Source organism: Enterococcus faecium (assembly GCF_029023785.1).
In the GTDB taxonomy this organism is placed as follows: Bacteria; Bacillota; Bacilli; order Lactobacillales; family Enterococcaceae; genus Enterococcus_B; species Enterococcus_B faecium.
In genome coordinates this window covers 1003081-1019108 of sequence record NZ_CP118955.1, presented here as the reverse complement: position 1 = coordinate 1019108, position 16028 = coordinate 1003081, and the positions used below count along the sequence as shown (strand labels likewise).

General features: G+C 35.6%; 19 protein-coding genes and 1 pseudogene. 4 read left to right on the top strand and 16 right to left on the bottom strand.

Annotated elements, in window-relative coordinates; all coding sequences use genetic code 11:
- Positions 1-16: 16 nt before the first annotated feature.
- The 10 genes and pseudogenes from grpE to PYW34_RS04825 form a co-directional block, all read right to left on the bottom strand.
- Complete coding sequence (grpE, locus tag PYW34_RS04865; RefSeq protein WP_002294448.1) at positions 17-580, bottom strand: nucleotide exchange factor GrpE; 564 nt, start codon at positions 578-580, stop codon at positions 17-19.
- 93 nt (positions 581-673) lie between these two features.
- The gene (gene hrcA / locus PYW34_RS04860) at positions 674-1717 is read right to left on the bottom strand and encodes a heat-inducible transcriptional repressor HrcA (RefSeq protein WP_002294449.1); all 1044 of its coding nucleotides are present in this window, start codon (positions 1715-1717) and stop codon (positions 674-676) included.
- A 234-nt stretch (positions 1718-1951) separates the two neighbouring features.
- On the bottom strand, positions 1952-3118 hold the full coding sequence (hemW, locus tag PYW34_RS04855) for a radical SAM family heme chaperone HemW (RefSeq protein WP_002300945.1): 1167 nt from the start codon (positions 3116-3118) through the stop codon (positions 1952-1954).
- A 15-nt stretch (positions 3119-3133) separates the two neighbouring features.
- On the bottom strand, positions 3134-3361 hold the full coding sequence (locus PYW34_RS04850) for an adenosine deaminase (protein ID WP_002300943.1): 228 nt from the start codon (positions 3359-3361) through the stop codon (positions 3134-3136).
- 251 nt (positions 3362-3612) lie between these two features.
- Positions 3613-3693 (bottom strand): annotated as a pseudogene (locus tag PYW34_RS13110) (type II toxin-antitoxin system RelE family toxin); the annotation flags it as partial.
- Positions 3681-4004, bottom strand: coding sequence for a type II toxin-antitoxin system RelB family antitoxin (relB, locus tag PYW34_RS04845; protein WP_002333063.1), 324 nt, complete (start codon positions 4002-4004; stop codon positions 3681-3683). The pseudogene PYW34_RS13110 and the gene relB, both read right to left, overlap by 13 nt.
- 342 nt (positions 4005-4346) lie before the next feature.
- Positions 4347-4805, bottom strand: coding sequence for an HNH endonuclease (locus PYW34_RS04840; RefSeq protein ID WP_002323211.1), 459 nt, complete (start codon positions 4803-4805; stop codon positions 4347-4349).
- Positions 4792-5400, bottom strand: coding sequence for a hypothetical protein (locus PYW34_RS04835; protein ID WP_002294459.1), 609 nt, complete (start codon positions 5398-5400; stop codon positions 4792-4794). The genes PYW34_RS04840 and PYW34_RS04835 overlap by 14 nt, the downstream gene beginning before the upstream one ends.
- Before the next feature lie 483 nt (positions 5401-5883).
- Positions 5884-6045, bottom strand: coding sequence for a hypothetical protein (locus PYW34_RS04830; protein WP_002294460.1), 162 nt, complete (start codon positions 6043-6045; stop codon positions 5884-5886).
- The gene (locus tag PYW34_RS04825) at positions 6038-6712 is read right to left on the bottom strand and encodes a zeta toxin family protein (RefSeq protein WP_002294461.1); all 675 of its coding nucleotides are present in this window, start codon (positions 6710-6712) and stop codon (positions 6038-6040) included. Before PYW34_RS04825 ends, PYW34_RS04830 begins: the two co-directional genes overlap by 8 nt.
- A gap of 522 nt (positions 6713-7234) precedes the next feature.
- Here PYW34_RS04825 and PYW34_RS04820 point away from each other — a divergent pair.
- Positions 7235-7825 (top strand): type 1 glutamine amidotransferase family protein, encoded by a 591-nt coding sequence (locus PYW34_RS04820; RefSeq protein ID WP_002294462.1) that lies wholly within the window; start codon positions 7235-7237, stop codon positions 7823-7825.
- Positions 7826-8014: 189 nt separating this feature from the next.
- Positions 8015-8728: a hypothetical protein gene (locus PYW34_RS04815; protein ID WP_002325767.1), complete on the top strand. Its 714-nt coding sequence runs from the start codon at positions 8015-8017 to the stop codon at positions 8726-8728.
- Positions 8729-8842: 114 nt separating this feature from the next.
- On the opposite strand, the gene PYW34_RS04810 is transcribed toward PYW34_RS04815, so the two are convergent.
- Entirely contained in the window at positions 8843-9853 is a 1011-nt protein-coding gene (locus PYW34_RS04810; protein ID WP_002294465.1) for a S66 family peptidase, read from the bottom strand.
- A gap of 36 nt (positions 9854-9889) precedes the next feature.
- Positions 9890-10372, bottom strand: a complete 483-nt coding sequence (locus tag PYW34_RS04805; protein WP_002294466.1) for a YbaK/EbsC family protein — start codon at positions 10370-10372, stop codon at positions 9890-9892.
- Positions 10373-10521: 149 nt separating this feature from the next.
- Between PYW34_RS04805 and PYW34_RS04800 the strand changes: the two genes are divergently transcribed.
- Complete coding sequence (locus tag PYW34_RS04800) at positions 10522-10890, top strand: iron chaperone (RefSeq protein ID WP_002294467.1); 369 nt, start codon at positions 10522-10524, stop codon at positions 10888-10890.
- Positions 10891-11354: 464 nt separating this feature from the next.
- Positions 11355-11807 carry a helix-turn-helix domain-containing protein gene (locus tag PYW34_RS04795; RefSeq protein ID WP_002294470.1) on the top strand — a complete coding sequence of 151 codons (453 nt, stop codon included), beginning with the start codon at positions 11355-11357 and terminating at the stop codon, positions 11805-11807.
- A 123-nt stretch (positions 11808-11930) separates the two neighbouring features.
- On the opposite strand, the gene PYW34_RS04790 is transcribed toward PYW34_RS04795, so the two are convergent.
- The 4 genes from PYW34_RS04790 to truB all read right to left on the bottom strand — a co-directional run bounded on the left by PYW34_RS04790 (position 11931) and on the right by truB (position 15843).
- A complete protein-coding gene (locus PYW34_RS04790; RefSeq protein WP_002288523.1) occupies positions 11931-12782 on the bottom strand; it encodes a GRP family sugar transporter in 852 nt (283 codons plus the stop codon).
- A gap of 12 nt (positions 12783-12794) precedes the next feature.
- Complete coding sequence (locus PYW34_RS04785; protein WP_002294471.1) at positions 12795-13580, bottom strand: SDR family oxidoreductase; 786 nt, start codon at positions 13578-13580, stop codon at positions 12795-12797.
- A 394-nt stretch (positions 13581-13974) separates the two neighbouring features.
- On the bottom strand, positions 13975-14916 hold the full coding sequence (gene ribF / locus PYW34_RS04780) for a riboflavin biosynthesis protein RibF (protein WP_002294472.1): 942 nt from the start codon (positions 14914-14916) through the stop codon (positions 13975-13977).
- Between the two features lie 3 nt (positions 14917-14919).
- On the bottom strand, positions 14920-15843 hold the full coding sequence (gene truB, locus PYW34_RS04775; RefSeq protein WP_002294474.1) for a tRNA pseudouridine(55) synthase TruB: 924 nt from the start codon (positions 15841-15843) through the stop codon (positions 14920-14922).
- Positions 15844-16028 lie beyond the last annotated feature (185 nt).

The following is a 16028-nucleotide window of genomic DNA, read 5'->3' as shown; positions in this document are numbered from 1 at the left end:
TTTTATATCCGCACAATTATTGTGCAACAATGACCATAGTTGGTCTTAACACGCGATCATGTAATTTGTAGCCTTCTTGTAGTACTTCTACAATCGTATCGGCTGGTGTATCTTCAGTCGCTGGAACAGTTTGTACTGCTTGATGAAGATTAGGATCAAAGGCTTCTCCTTTAGCAGGGATTTTTTCAATTCCTTCTTCTTCCAGTGCGTTACGCAAACTTTCCAAGACCATTTCCACGCCTTTTTTCAAACCTGCCCCTTGATCATCTGACACTTCTGTGGCTAATGCACGTTCCAGGTTGTCAATTGATGGAAGTAATTTTTTGGCTAAATCTTGTGAACGGTATTTTTGTAATTGCTCACGCTCATTTTTTCCTCGATTTGCCATATTTGCGATTTCAGCACGAGCCCGCAAGTATCTATCTTCCATTTCTTCTAACTCAGCTTTTAATTTCGCTGTTTCGAATTCTTCCGCTTCAGCTTCTGAAATACCCGAATCTTCTGCAGCTTCGACATCGATTTCCGGTTCTGGCTGAGCATCTGTCATTTCTTTATCTAGTTCTTCTTGATTTTCTTTCACGATACAGTCTTCCTTTCATTATTCAGTCAGCTGTTTGATTGCTCTTACTAAGAAAGAGAGAACGATCAGCTGCAAATAGCTTCGTTATTCACATTACGAGTTTGACAAGTCAAGCGAGCGGTAATAATCAGCAAGTTTAGCTGCTAGTTCTCTTCGATAAACATCGACTAGACCGAACATCCGAGAATAAGGCATACTAGTAGGCCCTAACAAGGCTATTGTACCTCTTCCATGACCATCTATCTCGTAACTTGCTTGAATCATACTCATATTCTGCAATAAATCATTGCCTAATTCAGCACCAATCTTGATATGAATATTGCTATCCATCGGAGTGATCATTTGTGTAAGTCCGTCTGAGTCTTTCATAAAAGAAAACATCGATTTGAACTGATCAAGATCTTGACGGGGCTCATAATCCAAGAGATTCATTTGTCCACTGACATAAACCTTTTCTTCAAAAACATGACCAAGAACGGTGTCAAATAACTGAGACATCCCTTCTGTCGTCTGGAAATATTTATGAAGAATCATCGGAATCTCCGTACGAAGTTTATGGTACACCGTCATCAGAGGATCTCCGACTAGACGGTCGTTTACAATCTGTACCATTTTTTCTAGTTCCTGACTTCCCATATATTCGGGAAGAGTGAACACTTGGCTTTCTACATTCCCCATATCTGTTACGACGATAGCAATAATCTGTCGATTATTCAAGGGTACGATACGAAAGCCAGTCAGTCGGCGGTCTTTTATTTCAGGTCCCAATGAAAAAGTCGTATAGCTTGTCAGCTCAGATAATATCTCAGCAGATTGCTTAATAATCTCATTGATTTCATGAAATTCTCTGCCTAGAGACTGACGAATCAGCAGCAAATCATCTTCTGCTACGCGAGCAGGTTTTAACAAATGATCCACGTAATAACGATAGCCTAAAGCAGATGGAATCCGCCCAGAAGAAGAGTGAGTCTTCAACAGCAATCCTTCATCTTCTAATGCTTTCATATCATTGCGAATCGTTGCTGAGCTGGCCTTGACTCCCTCAGACATTAATGTTTTGGAACCAACGGGCACGCCACTACTCGTATAGTGTTGGATGATCAGACGTAAAATGTCGTTTTGTCGCTTTGTTAACATCTTCCTCACCTCTCATTAGCACTCATATATTCTAAGTGCTAATTCACTTATAAATATAGCAAGAAGCCCTTCTCCTGTCAAGAGAAAGACTCCATTTTTTAGCACTCTAAACACAAGAGTGCTAATTCTAAATAATTGATGTAAATCCAGTTATATCAATACTTCAATACCTCATTGTCAAACTTTCTAAACTTTTTCTTTTCAAGTTTCGATAAAAAACAAATATTCTTCAAACTATTTTTCAAATAAAAAGCGCTCAAACACATTGTTCCCCAAAAAAGTCCCTCTTGGTGTCAAATAAACACGGTCTTCTTCATTAACAAGTAACCCTTCTTGCTCTAATTCCCTTAGCACATCACCGTACACCGATTCAATTGTTTTTTGATAGCGATCATAGAAATGTTTTTTAGTAATCCCTGTTTTTTTTCTTAGTCCTAAGAACATTTCTTCTTCTATTTGATTTTTTCGTGTCAATTTTTCTTCTTCCAATACCGGGCGTTCATTTGCTCGTAATGGGCGTAAATAGTGTTGGATCGGTCCTTTGTTGCGGTAACGAATATCTCCAAGATAACCGCTAGCACCAGCTCCAAACCCAAAATAGTGGTCATTGTTCCAGTACATGAGGTTATGTTGAGATTCATGTCCGGAGAGCCCAAAGTTACTTATTTCATATTGGTGACGTCCATGCTTTTCCATTGCTTCAATCGTCTCTTCAAACATTCTGGTTTCCGTTTCCTGATCAGGCAGTTCGAGTCTTCCTTGTCGTACCCAGTTCATGAACATTGTTTTGTTTTCGAGGATCAATGAGTACAAAGAATAGTGAGGCAGATCCAAAGCCAAAGCTTTTTCCAAAGTATCCCGATATCCTTCTAGTGTTTGTCCCGGTAATGCATAAATCAAATCGATGCTTACATTGGTAAAATTTTCTGCTTCTAAAAATTGCATTGTTTGATACACATCTTCTGCAGTATGTTTACGTCCAATTTTTTTCAATAAGCGATTGTCAAATGTCTGCACTCCCATGGATAAACGATTGACGCCATAGTTTTTCATCACTTGAAGTTTTTCACGGGTCAAATCACCAGGATTCGCTTCTACAGTAAACTCATTACCATTTTGAAAAGGCAGGATCTCTCTAGCACCTGATAATAGTCGATCAAGTTGTTTAGCAGATAAAGAAGTTGGTGTTCCGCCTCCTACATAAAGTGTTTCCAAATTCGCTGTAGGATGACTTTCCAGCATTAATCTCATTTCATTCAGCAGCATTTCCACATACTCATCTACTGGCTGCCCTTCTAAAAAAACTTTATTAAAGTCACAGTAATAGCAGATATGCTCGCAAAATGGGATATGAATGTACGCAGAAACCTTGTTTTCTGCGGGATTTATTGTTTCTATCATTGAAATTCTTTCTCCTTACGTCGAAAAGTCGTGCCTGTTTTCGACCTTCTTAAAATCGCGTTCAAGCACCAACTCATTGAAATAAGCCGCATATTTAGAATCAAGGAAACCTAGCTCTAAAAATGCTTGCTTATTGTCATCGGAGCTACACGGTGCTTTTACAGCCTCTCGATAAACGGTAATCGCAAAGCTGACCTTCGGCATTAAGTCAAAATCTGCAAAAATATGAAAAGCTATTTTCACAGATTCCTCCTTAAGTGCTCAGACCACAACGCTTTGCTTACAACCTCTCATATACGCATACTAAACGTATTTGGCGAACAAATCCACTAAAAAATCCAAGAATCGACTTCTTGGATGATTTTTTTACACTCATGATTCTTCCTAAACAATTTTGTCCTTATTTTATTCATAAAAAAATCTAGTCAAATCTCTCACTTCAAGAGTTTTAACTAGATTCCAATTATTATTTTTTTGTAAAAATAAACAGTCTCTTAATCATAGACATTTCTTCGGTGCCCTACTTGAATAGCGATAACAACGAATTGATTATCTTCTATCTCTACCAATACACGTATTTGCCAATCAGAGCTGCTTCTGAATTTCGGGCGTGAATTTTAAACGGCAGGTCATTCCAGCCCACCAAATTCATTAAGGATTCTTCCATGAATACTGTTGTTTTCCCACTTCTTATCCAATGTTTATGGGCAATTTCAGCCGTTTGACGATTGTATTCATCTTCTAGTTGTTCCATCGAATAGTTTTTTAGAAGTTCAGATAAAGTAATCCCATAAAATTCAGCTATATAAGAAAGCCATTCTTTTTTGGCGTCACTTACACGAACCGTAATCATAGCCCTATAATTGCCTCTCTTAAAGAATCTCATGCATTTCCTGATGTGATTTTAGAAAAATTTACTTGCTAAAAAACTGTGAAAATGTAGGAGCTAGCATCCTTGTAGTAAATGATCGAGCTCTTTATTATACATTAAAAAAGTTCAGAAATTTTGATGAAGTAGCCAACTACTTTTTCATGAGTAAAGCAACACTAGAAAAAGAATCCTCCAGTACTTAGAATTTACTGGAGGATGTACTTTTGAAGAAGCCTATAGGTTATTTAAAAAATATTACTACAGGAAGGAACGAGAATTACTTCGTTACTTATAATAGAACTTAGTCTTATATAGAAGGCATAGCTCACATTAGCTTATTTGTCCTATAAAAATAAATTACGGTATTTTAGAAAAGCTATTTTCTCTTTTTTCAACGATCTTCAGCAATTTTTCTTTATCGTCAGGTAACTCAAGTTCATGAATTCTAGCATGACAATTGGGACATAACGCGATACAGTTTTCAATCACATCTTTTCCACCTTGCGACAAATATTCTATATGATGACAATGTAAATAAGGTACACCTTCTTTTATAAATGGCCCTTTTTCTTGGCAAAGTTGACAAATACCTTTTGCAAGTCGTTTAACATATTCAGATACGAAGGGATTACGTTTATATATTTTTGTTTTTGAGAAGCAAAACTCCTCTTCGTTAACATATTTTGCAGCCATTTTTTTATTATAATTACTAACTTTTCTTGCTTCTTCCTCTAATTTAGCATCAGATAAATTACGAATATGTCTAGTTTGATTTTCTTCCTGGTTATATATATCTTTATCTTCAATCAATTGCATATATATCTTTATCTTCAATCAATTGCTCTTGATTTATTAAAGCTAATGGAAATTTATATACTTTTCTGCTGTTGCCCGAACTATCTTTTTCATTAACAGTATATATTTGTCCTGCTAAATATACTTCTCCCAGATACGTGTGTTCTTTTGGTTTAAATGTTTCAAATAAATGAATCTTTACAAAATTACTTTTTGAATTGGCTAAAACTTTATTTTGATTCTTATCCAATACTTGATCCCCTTTTAGCCCCATACCGGTATATTGTAAAATACCATTTAACCACTTATCTTTATAAACATTACTTCCTGTTTGATCACTAAACAGTACAAGAGTATTAGTTTGATGAGATCTTCTCATTCCACCCTGTTTGGAACATTTAAACTTCTCTGAAATTTCTTTGTTAGTATATACTCTACCAACTTCTAACTCACCTAATATGTTTTTAGACCAATTTTCTCGCCATGTAATAATCTTATCAAGATTAAACATTTCTCCCTCTTTTGGCATGCCATTTCTAATTAAATCAGCTAATACACCAGTAGAAATATCTAATTTTTTTAGTAATTCTTTCTTAGTAATCAATGTTGGATTCATAACAATGCAGCTCCTAATGATATCAATATAATTGCATTAGATAACTTGAAAAATCGAAAAAAACTCATTTTGTGTCAAGTTATCTGTAATATATAAAAACATCATTATTATACCTCATCTATGTGAATTTTTACTATTCTTACCTTAGCATATTCTTTATAGGTATATCAGAGCTAATCAAACTAAAAAATACCCGAAGTCTTCTTATGTAAAAACACCGGTTATTACTTAAATATGACTTAGGTAAAACAATGAGTGATCCAATTATAAAATTTTATGGCGAATAATTTAGTAAGCGCTACATATTGAATGATTTAGAAATTTTGAAAAAGTAGCTAGTTCCTTTTATACCAGAAAAGTAAACCTAATAAAAAACACAACTAATTTTTAGCTGTGTTTTTTAAGTTACAATAATTATCTATTTAATAGTCTTAATTCATTAAAATAAAAAACTCAACTTTACAAGGATATGGTTTAAAAAATTTATTTATCCAACCCAACTAGTTTTCGCTGCTTACGATTTGCTTCATCTGCTACGTACTTCATTACTGTTTTAAATTCTTTCGCTGAGGCGTTTTCTGATAAATCAGCGATACTTTTATTATACTTCTTCACGATTTGTTGTACTTGTTCTTTCTCAGTCATGTAATTCCTCCTCCAACTCTTTTGAAGTATATTGTATTGGTAGTACTAATTGAATATTATCTGCTGCATAATGCACTTCAGAAATGTCGTTTTGATAATCCTTAATCATTATGTGAAGGACTACTTCAGGATGTCTATTTTTGACTTTTTCAATATTCTCTCTGGACTTAAAAAACGCATTGATAAACATTTCTTTTGGCACATGACGTCCTTCAGCTAGTTCACGTTTTCGAGTGAAATCCCAGGCAACTTTGGGATCTTGGTAAACATAGAAAATCGTAACGCGAAAGTTATTTTTAAGGGCTCGAATAATATTTTTCTCTGCACTAAGGATAGCAAAAGTATCCTTTAGTATGAAAGAATAGCCATGTTCCAGTACATATTTTAATGATTGTTCAACTAACCAAGAAGAAGCTTTCTGAAAAACACTTGAGTTCTTTCCATTGTATTCTGGAAATTGTGCTCTAAAATAGTCCGCATCAATCACAACATGGTTGTCATAATTTTCAGCTAAACCTAGTGCAACCTCTGTTTTACCTGCTCCTGGGCTTCCAGCCATGAATACCGCATCTTTTTCATCATCAGGGATTTTTCCCTTGATGATTGTTTCAATAAATTTATCTTTATTGACCCTAGCGTAATCTAAATACTTGTCTTTAGGTTCCAAGATTGCAGCTTCTTTCCTTCTTCTATATTCATACTAATTATACGATATTTATATAAAAAATATAACGGTCATTTTAACCATATTAACATTTAGTCACAGTAATAGCAGATATGCTCGCAAAATGAGATATGAATGTACGCAGAATCCTTGTTTTCTACGGCATTCGCTGTTTTTTCATTGGACTAGTTATATATTTCTAGGGTTGTTTTCATGTCTGAGTGCCCGATATGATTTATTTTTCGTTTCTATAATTACTTTTTGCCTTCCAGTTTCTTTTAAGATTGTACTCAAGCAAGTGGGAATTGGTTCTTTTGTCATCCATGTATGCAAAATGTTATAATGCTGGTAAACAAAAATGATTACCTGTCATTTTTATTTAGTTCGTATTTAATTAAGTTGACTGTCTGTATACTCTGTCTAAAACTTAAGAATTGTTGTTTTCGCTGTCGCTATCCAAATTTAATGAATGTCTGTATGTTAAAACTGTTGTCCTTGTCATAGATAGTAAAGGAGAGCTTGAAAATGAAAACTGCGATTACGTTTCTATTAGAGGAATATGCCGATTGGGAAGGTGCTTATATTACTAGCACACTAAACCAAAAAGAGGGATGGCAAAACAAAACTGCTTCTATCCAATCAGAGGTCACTTCCATTGGAGGATTAAAAACAAAAATCGATTACTTAATCGAACAAATACCTGAAAAAGTTGACCTTTTTATTATGATCGGTGGCAATTCATGGGACATAAAAAATCATCATTTATATCAAATAATCGATAAATTGTTAAAAACAGACGTACCAGTAGCTGCTATTTGTGGGGCAGTTGATTATTTAGCTCAGAGCGGATTATTGCAAGGTTACAAACACACCGGAAATGCGCAATTTCCTTGGTTAGAATCGGAAAATTATCAGAATAAAGAAGATTTTATAGAACAACAAGCTGTGAAAGATCGTAATTTGATTACTGCGAATGGAACAGCTCCTATAGAATTCACAGACTTGATTCTTCAAGCAGTCCATTTTGAAACAGAAGAAATAAGAGAAAAAAAGATTCGTCTATACAAACTTGGATTCTATGATTACTATAAAAAGTACGGAGATCCTTTCTCCTAATCATTCTCTTCAATTAAATACTCCTTATCAATAGTATGACAAGTAATTTTACTGATGGTTATTTGTCACACTTTTTCTGACATTTATCAAAGAAGATACACTCTATTTATATTCATAGACAAGGTTTTACGGATTCAAAAATTCAGGATTATGCTATACTGGTATTAAAAAAATAATGAGGTATTTTATATGAAAAAGTTAGGTTTTATTTTATTGTTGGTCTCTTTATTCCTTGTAGGATGTACGTCTCCTAGTAAAGAAAATAGTGATCCATCTGCGACCACAGACAAAAGTTCAATCAAACAAACCAGTTCAGCTGAAAAATCAAGTACTCAGAAATCAGCTTCTACTGAAACGAATACATCTTCAACAAGCAGTAAAGTCTCAGAGCCCAATACTTCTTCTACATCTAGTAGTACAGTTGAGACAAATATTTCTTCTTCAACAATAGACACAACTTCCTCACAGTCTTCTCAGTCAATAGATCCGTTAGCAGGATATTCTGATCTACAAATTGAGTACGCACGTGTTTGGCTAGCAATTAGAGGTAATACTTTTAGAGATACATCGGGTGATTTCGAACTACATGTTATTCATTATCCTGCAGGAACACCTATCGCCCCTTATGATGCAGGGAGTGCAGTCTATCCGAAAGATGTGGTTATGCTCACTGGGAAATACAGTTACCAGGGAGTTTTAGTGTATTCAAGTAACCATGACGGGACAATCACTAGTTATCCAGTTCCTTCACATTGGCAAATGCCTGCAGATCAAACATCTTATCCAGCGTTCATTAGAGAAACAACTCAAGAAATTATTGATAATGCATCTGTAGTAGCTATTCCTACAGGTAATCCAAATGATGTGAAACAGCTGATCAATGTGATAGTTATGGATAATTAAAATTTCTAATAGATCATACAAAAAGAAGCTGGCAAAATACTGTCAGCTTCTTTCATTTTCTTTTCTATTTAGATTTGTTGGTCTTTGATAAACTCCAAGGCAGGAAAAAATTTTTTAAATAAACGTTTGCAAAACAGTCGCTTTTCTATCTTCTACCGCTACTTCTGCATAGGCACCATTGATCAATGTCAGTTGTGGCGGTACATGACCACAATCAATATCATACAAGATCGGTAGTTTTAATTCCTTTGACAGATCTTCATATACATCCTTCATTTTATAATCTAACAAATCCTCTGCTGCACTTCTACCGAACATGATCCCCGAGCTGCCATCAAACCATCCTGCCAGTTTCATCTGAACAAGTGATCTTCTTAAATCAACTGACGATAGCTCACAATTTTCTAGAAACCACAAGATCGGCTTTCCATCATTATACTTTCTTTTAAAAGATTGGACATCTCCATAAGGGGTACCGATTAAATGACTGATCGTATCAATACAGCCACCTAATAATCGTCCCTTCATCCTTACTGCATCTCCGCTGACTGATTGCCAATTTGTTGGTTCAGTGAGATGGAAAACAGAAGATGATGAATGCTCATGGGGCCACTCTTTTTGATACTTTTCAGAAGGTTGCTGTAGAATCGATTCTCCTTCTCTTGTTTTCAGTACACTTTCCCACATTGCTGTCGTTTCATCCAAGTACTCTCCTCTTAAATCAATAAGGTTGGTTCCATGTGCAGTGGCTATCCCTGTTTTTAATGTGACAGCAAGTAGCAACGTACTAATATCTGAATAACCTACTATCCATTTTGGTTGTAGAGCATCAAAATCGACAAAATCGAGAATCTCAATCAATAATTCTCCTCCCCAAGGCGGAAAGATCATTTGGATATTTTCATCTTGCATCATTTGATTGAATTCATCTGCTCGTTTTCTTGCTGGACCTGATTTTTCCTTATCTTGCGTCCAAAGCGTCTTTCCAGTAACTACTTGGAAAGATTTTTCTTCCATTCTCTTTAAAGCTGATTCGAGTAACGAATGGTGTTCCTCTGATACGCCTGAGGATGGTGCAGTAACCCCAATCGTTGCATTTCTTTCTAATAATGGATAACTTATCATGTTGCTTCACCTCCAAGTATGCACTATTTTACTTGGTTAATTGTTTTTTTCGTTTGCCGGCATCAAAAATATCGGCATCTCAAGTAGCTGGATGATTTTGTTTAAGTCAACCGTTTGGATGACCATCGTTTGATCTGGTCTACCTGGTGCAAAAACAAGTTTTTCATTTGATAAGAGCTCTTCATCAATAATAATCGGAATCTGTTTTTCATAACCAAACGGAGAAACAGCGCCCTGCTTTTGTCCCGTTTGTTCTTCCATGCGTTCTGATGAAACAATAGAAAGCCTTTTACCGACGATCTTCCCTAATGCTTTGAAATCCGTTTGTTTCGTAGTAAAAGTCAGATATACGTAGTTATTATCTTTTTTATCTTTTAAGAATAAGCTTTTGGTCTCTGTACCTGTAAATCCTTGTTCTTTCTTTATTACCAAAGCATCTTCATTTGTATAAATGGCTCGATGATGATACAACTCAAAATATATATTTTCGTGTAAGAATTTCTTTGCCAAGTCAATCATTTTTATGTCTCTTTTCTATTTTATTATTTGAGACATCTTATCATATAAATATAGCGGTTACAACATTACTTGTGTTTTGTTCGTTTTTTATACATAACTATTGTTTTTCTGGTAAAATAAATCAAACCACTTAATGGAGGCGTTTTAGAATGGAAAAATTTCAGCCGATCATCAATCAGATCAAAGAAAAAGAACATCAACAAAAGATCAAAGACCTTTTTGCTAAGATAACAGAAACGTATCCCCAGCTAGACACAACTGTAAAATGGAACCAACCTATGTTTACTGACCATGGTACCTTTATTATTGCATTTAGTTTTGCTAAAAATCATTTTTCTATCGCACCGGAAAAAGCAGCGATTCGTGCCCTTGAAAAAAATATCCAAGAAGCAGGCTACGTATATACGGATAACGTCATCAAAGTTCCTTGGAAAAGTGTAATCAACTGGGAATTGATTGAACAATTGATTTCATTTAATATTGAAGATAAAAAAGGTCATGATAAATTTTGGCGATAAAGCTTTATACGAATAAACCTTTTACTGGCGAGGAAACTATTCATCAGCTTATACAGGTTTTGTTCAATCCTATCCTTTTTATCATCCCTGGTTAAACACTTAATTGACAAAGTATCTGCTATTTTTATAAGGAGTCTTTCTTGTGCTGAAAAAAATCACTGATTGAATGGCTTTGAATTTTCCACTTAGTAAAATTATTTTTTCAGCAATTTTCCTGCAAAACTTTTGAATAAGGAAAAAATACGAGAAAATATCAGTGATCTTTCATAATACTGCCCATTATTTTCAGGTATATTTAAATATAATATCACTTTAGGAGAGAACGAATTTCTTTAGAGAAAGAAAAGTTAGAATTTTCTGACTTGATTTTTACAATGACCTTAATTAAAATCGTTCTTTCTACATTTCGTGATTAAGCAAATATCAACTAAGTCAGTAGAACCATTCACATAGGAGGGTGAACATTGAAAGATTTTTACTCAGTAAATGAATTAGCCGAACAATTAGGTGTTACTACACGTTCTATCAGAAATTATCTTCATGAAGGAAAACTAAAAGGAACAAAGGTTGGCGGGCAATGGAAATTTTCTGAACGTAATCTTTTTGAGTTCCTATACGGAGATCAAGCAGAGGAAGCAGCAAAAGAAATGCAGCGATTCATGCTAAATGCACCAATCACGATGCGTTTCAACCTTCAGTATCGTGATTTTACAGCAATCAATCAAATCCGAGAACAATTAGTCCAGTACCATAACGATGTTTACGCAAATAAAAAAGACCGTCTTTTACAATACGATCTTTATAAAGACAATCATGCGGAGATACTAATCGGTGGTAACTTCAATCATGTCGTAAATTTTAGTCAATGGATCAATGAAAAATTATTGATGCAGACAGATATTTCACTTGTATCTTAAACAATTAAAAAGCGCTAGAAATTCCAGAGATGTTGGAAATTCTAGCGCTATTTTTTTATAAGTACTTACTGTTTGGTTCAAACAAATATTTTTTTAATAAATGAGATTTTACCATCTTTATCCTCAAATAAAGACCGTGACCATGCTTCCTACTACGATCAGCAATAATCCGATAATCGTTAATTTTTTTTCTTTTGGTGTCTTATTTTCATGCAGGATGTACATACCGCCTAATGTAGAGATAACTACGTTTAGCTGTGTAATGATATATGCAGTAGCAACCCCATTTTCATTTGCTGAAAAAATATAAGCCAATGCTGACACACTGAAGATGGCTCCAACTATTGTTGCTTTCCAACTCTTGTCTTCAGAAAATGCGGTTGGTTTTCGGAAAATCACATAAATCACTGCCCCTAAAAAGACACCGATCATTTGCGGAAAGAAAATGGAAAGTCCGCTTGCATCAACTAGTTTGGGCAATGCACTGTAAACCCAATAACCAATACTTGTTGATGCTAATAGACTGATTCCTTTTGTGATACCGCCTTTTTTTCCAGGATCATCACTGATTGCCGTTAAAGCAGAACCAAATACAAGAAGAATGATTGCTGCTGCACCAATGATTTTTCCCATACTTCCAGACCATTCTCCAAAAGCGAAGACACCAATCAATGAGGTTCCGACTAACTGTAATGCAGTCGAAATTGGCATCGTTTTAGAAACACCAATCAAGTTGAAAGATGTATACTGTCCTGTTTGTCCGATGACCCAGAATGCACCAGAAAGTAAACTAATCAAAAATGTAGTCACTGAAATACCAGCTGGAGAAGCGAATAATTGAACAAGTAAGCCAACGAGCACGGCTCCAATACCAGTTCCTAATATCTCATTTGTTGGTCTGCCACCAATCTTTTTCAAAATCAGTGGCTGGATCCCCCACCCAACTGCCGGGATCAATGCAATCAATAAACCCATTTTTATTCACCCTTATCCTTTTCCACCTTGGAAAGAAGGATATAAAGTCATCCCACCATCTGCAAATAGTGTAATACCTGTAACATAACTGGATTCGTCTGAAGCCAACCATGCAGCTGTCGCCGCTATTTCTTTTGGTTCACCTACGCGTCCTAGTGGGATCATACTTTCCAAGAGTTCTTTTTGTTCAGGATCATCAAATTTTGCCGCATTAATAGGTGTACGGATAGCACCAGGTCCTATACTATTGATTCTGATTCCCTTTGGTGCGTACTCCATTGCTACCGTTTCGGTGAATAGTTTTACTCCGCCTTTTGAAGCAGCGTAATGAGCAAACGTTGGCCATGGGATTTGTTCATGAACAGAAGACATATTGATGATATTTCCTTTTTTATCATTCTCTGTAAAGTAATTTAAAGCCGCTTTCGTTCCGATAAAAACGCCAGTCAAATTGACTTTTAATACTCTTTCCCAATCTTCAAGGCTAAGTTCATGGGTTGGATGCTGATTTTCCATCCCAGCATTATTAATCCAAACGTCCAGTGTCCCAAAATTTTCTAAAGCCGTATCAAGTAAACGCTGTATTCCTTCTTCAGAACTGACATCTGCTTGTACAGAGACTGCTTTTCCGCCTGCCTCTTCGATTGCTTTGACTGCTTTTTCTGCTCCTTCTTTATCCGAGTTATAGTTGACAACTACATTCATTTTTTCTTTCCCGAATCGTTGAGCAATCGCTGTTCCAATCCCCTTTGAGCCACCAGTTACTACTGCGACTTTGTTTTCTAATTCCTTATACATAGTACCCACTCCTTTTTCATACCTAAACCTGTTATTACGGATAACTTTTATTTCCGTCTTAAAGTGAGTGTACACCAAGATATATAGTCTAAAGCAAATGATACGCTTTAGCAATCGTTTTCATGAATTGCTAGTGTCCTTTTATTTCTATAAAGAAAGAGGTTGTGACAGAAGTGGCCAGCTTCAAGAAATAAGAAGTAATTTACAAAAATTACTTCTCAAATTTTTGTGAAATTTCGGCTTATTTCCGAAGAAGCTACTTCTGAAAAACCATTTATTTGGAAAAAAAGGCTGTGACAAGACTTTTGTCACAGCCCCTTTCCTGGGCTTATTTATCACCCATTTTATTGAAATTGCTAGTTATACATAAACAAGAGATTTTATGCATAATGTTTTATTGCTGAGAAAAATATTCAGCTGTTGCTTGTTCATCCTCTTTGAGTTGTTCAATCAATTCCTCTACACTAGAAAATTTCACTTGATCTCTTAAAAATTGATTCCAGCGTACTGCGACATGTTCACCATAGATATCTTGATTAAAGTCCAAAATATACAATTCTACAGTCAGCTCCCGTCCTTCACCGAATGTATCATTATGTCCAATTGAACCCATGGCTGGATACCAAATTTCCCCAATTTTTATTTCCGATACATAAACACCTTCTTTAGGCAAATGAACTGTGCTCTTTACTTTGACATTTGCTGTAGGGAATCCTAGTAGTCTGCCTCGTGCATCGCCATGGACAACTACCCCTTCTACCTCATATGTGCAACCTAATAGTTTTGCTGCTTCTTTTACTTGTCCGCTGTCTAGTAATCCTCGAATACGGGTAGAGCTGATTTTTTCACCTTGTTCTTCTTCTTTAGAAACTGTGACGATTTTGAATCTTCCTTTGGCATATTCAGGAAAATGAGCGACATCTGCAATGTCTTTTGGTCCATACGTATAATCAAAACCGGAAACAGCATATTTTGCATGTAACCCTACGATGTATTGATCAACAAATTCCTGCGGTGCTAAATGAGCAAAAGAAGAAGTAAAATCAACTTCATATAAATAATCTATACCCAAAGCGGCCATTTTTTCTTCTTTTTGCTTAAGGCTAGTCAAATATTTCACGCTGCTAGGATCGATCTTTTTAAAGACAATCGATGGATGCTGATTGAAAGTCATCAATGCTAATTTCAATCCTTCTTTTTGTGCAATTTCCATACCTGTCTTTATGACTTTCTGGTGTCCAATATGCACGCCGTCAAAAAATCCCAGTACTAAAACGACATCGTCTTCTGGAATTTGTTCTGATTGGTAAGGATGTCTGATCTTGATGATATTCATTCGTTATTCCTCATTTCTCAATACTTTACTAGGTTTTAATTTGTTTTTTTCTTTCGGGTTTGGCTGATAGATACTGACAACTTTGCCTTTATAAAACAAAGCAATTTCTTCTGACGGCATTTCTGGGAGCGCAAATACAGTATAATTAAGTCTCATACCGTTTTTTACTTTCTGCCATACTTCATCAGTAATATCTACTCGTTTGAATCGTTTCACTCCTTTTTCTATTGGCAGCAAACAATCATCGATTGTCCCATTTTTCACAGCTTGAGCTACTTCTTCTAATGTCAGAGCATCTTTCTGGGACATACCGGCACTTGCTGTTCGGGTCAGATCAGACATGTGCGCAGGGTAACCAAGTTTCTTGCCTGTATCTACAGCTAATGTGCGGACATAGGTTCCTTTCCCGCATTCTACTTCGAAGCGCCAAGAAATGGTTCCTGTCACTTCGTCTCTTGTCAATTCACTTGTCCGGATAAAACGGTAAATCTGAGCCTTTCTAACAGGACGCTCCACTGTTTCATTATTGCGGGCATATTCATATAACCGCTTACCGTTGACTTTTACCGCTGAGTACATTGGTGGTATCTGGGTGATCTCACCAATAAATGAAGCCATCACTTCATCTATTTTTTCTTCAGATAAAGACATATCTACTGGTTTTGTTTCTACCCGTTCTCCGGATCGATCTTCCGTCGTTGTACTGAAACCTAGAGTTATCTCGCCTACATAGATTTTCCCAGAATCTGTCAAATATTCGATAACTTTTGTGGCTTTTCCAATACAAATGGGCAACACACCGTCTACGTCTGGGTCAAGCGTACCCCCATGTCCGATTTTTTTCGTATGTAAGATTTTTCTTAATTTGAATACGCAATCATGACTTGTCATTCCGCGTTCTTTCCATAAAGTTAATAACCCGTCCATGTCTTTTCTCCATTTCATTTTTGATTTAACTGAATTATTATAACACATTGCATCAATTACTGACGAATTTGACATCATAATGAACGGTTTTTATTTTTCGGCAATAAAAACGTAACAAAATTCATGCTCACGTAAATAGAAATCATGTTATGTTTTTTTTAAAGGAGGGAATAGAATGGAAGATT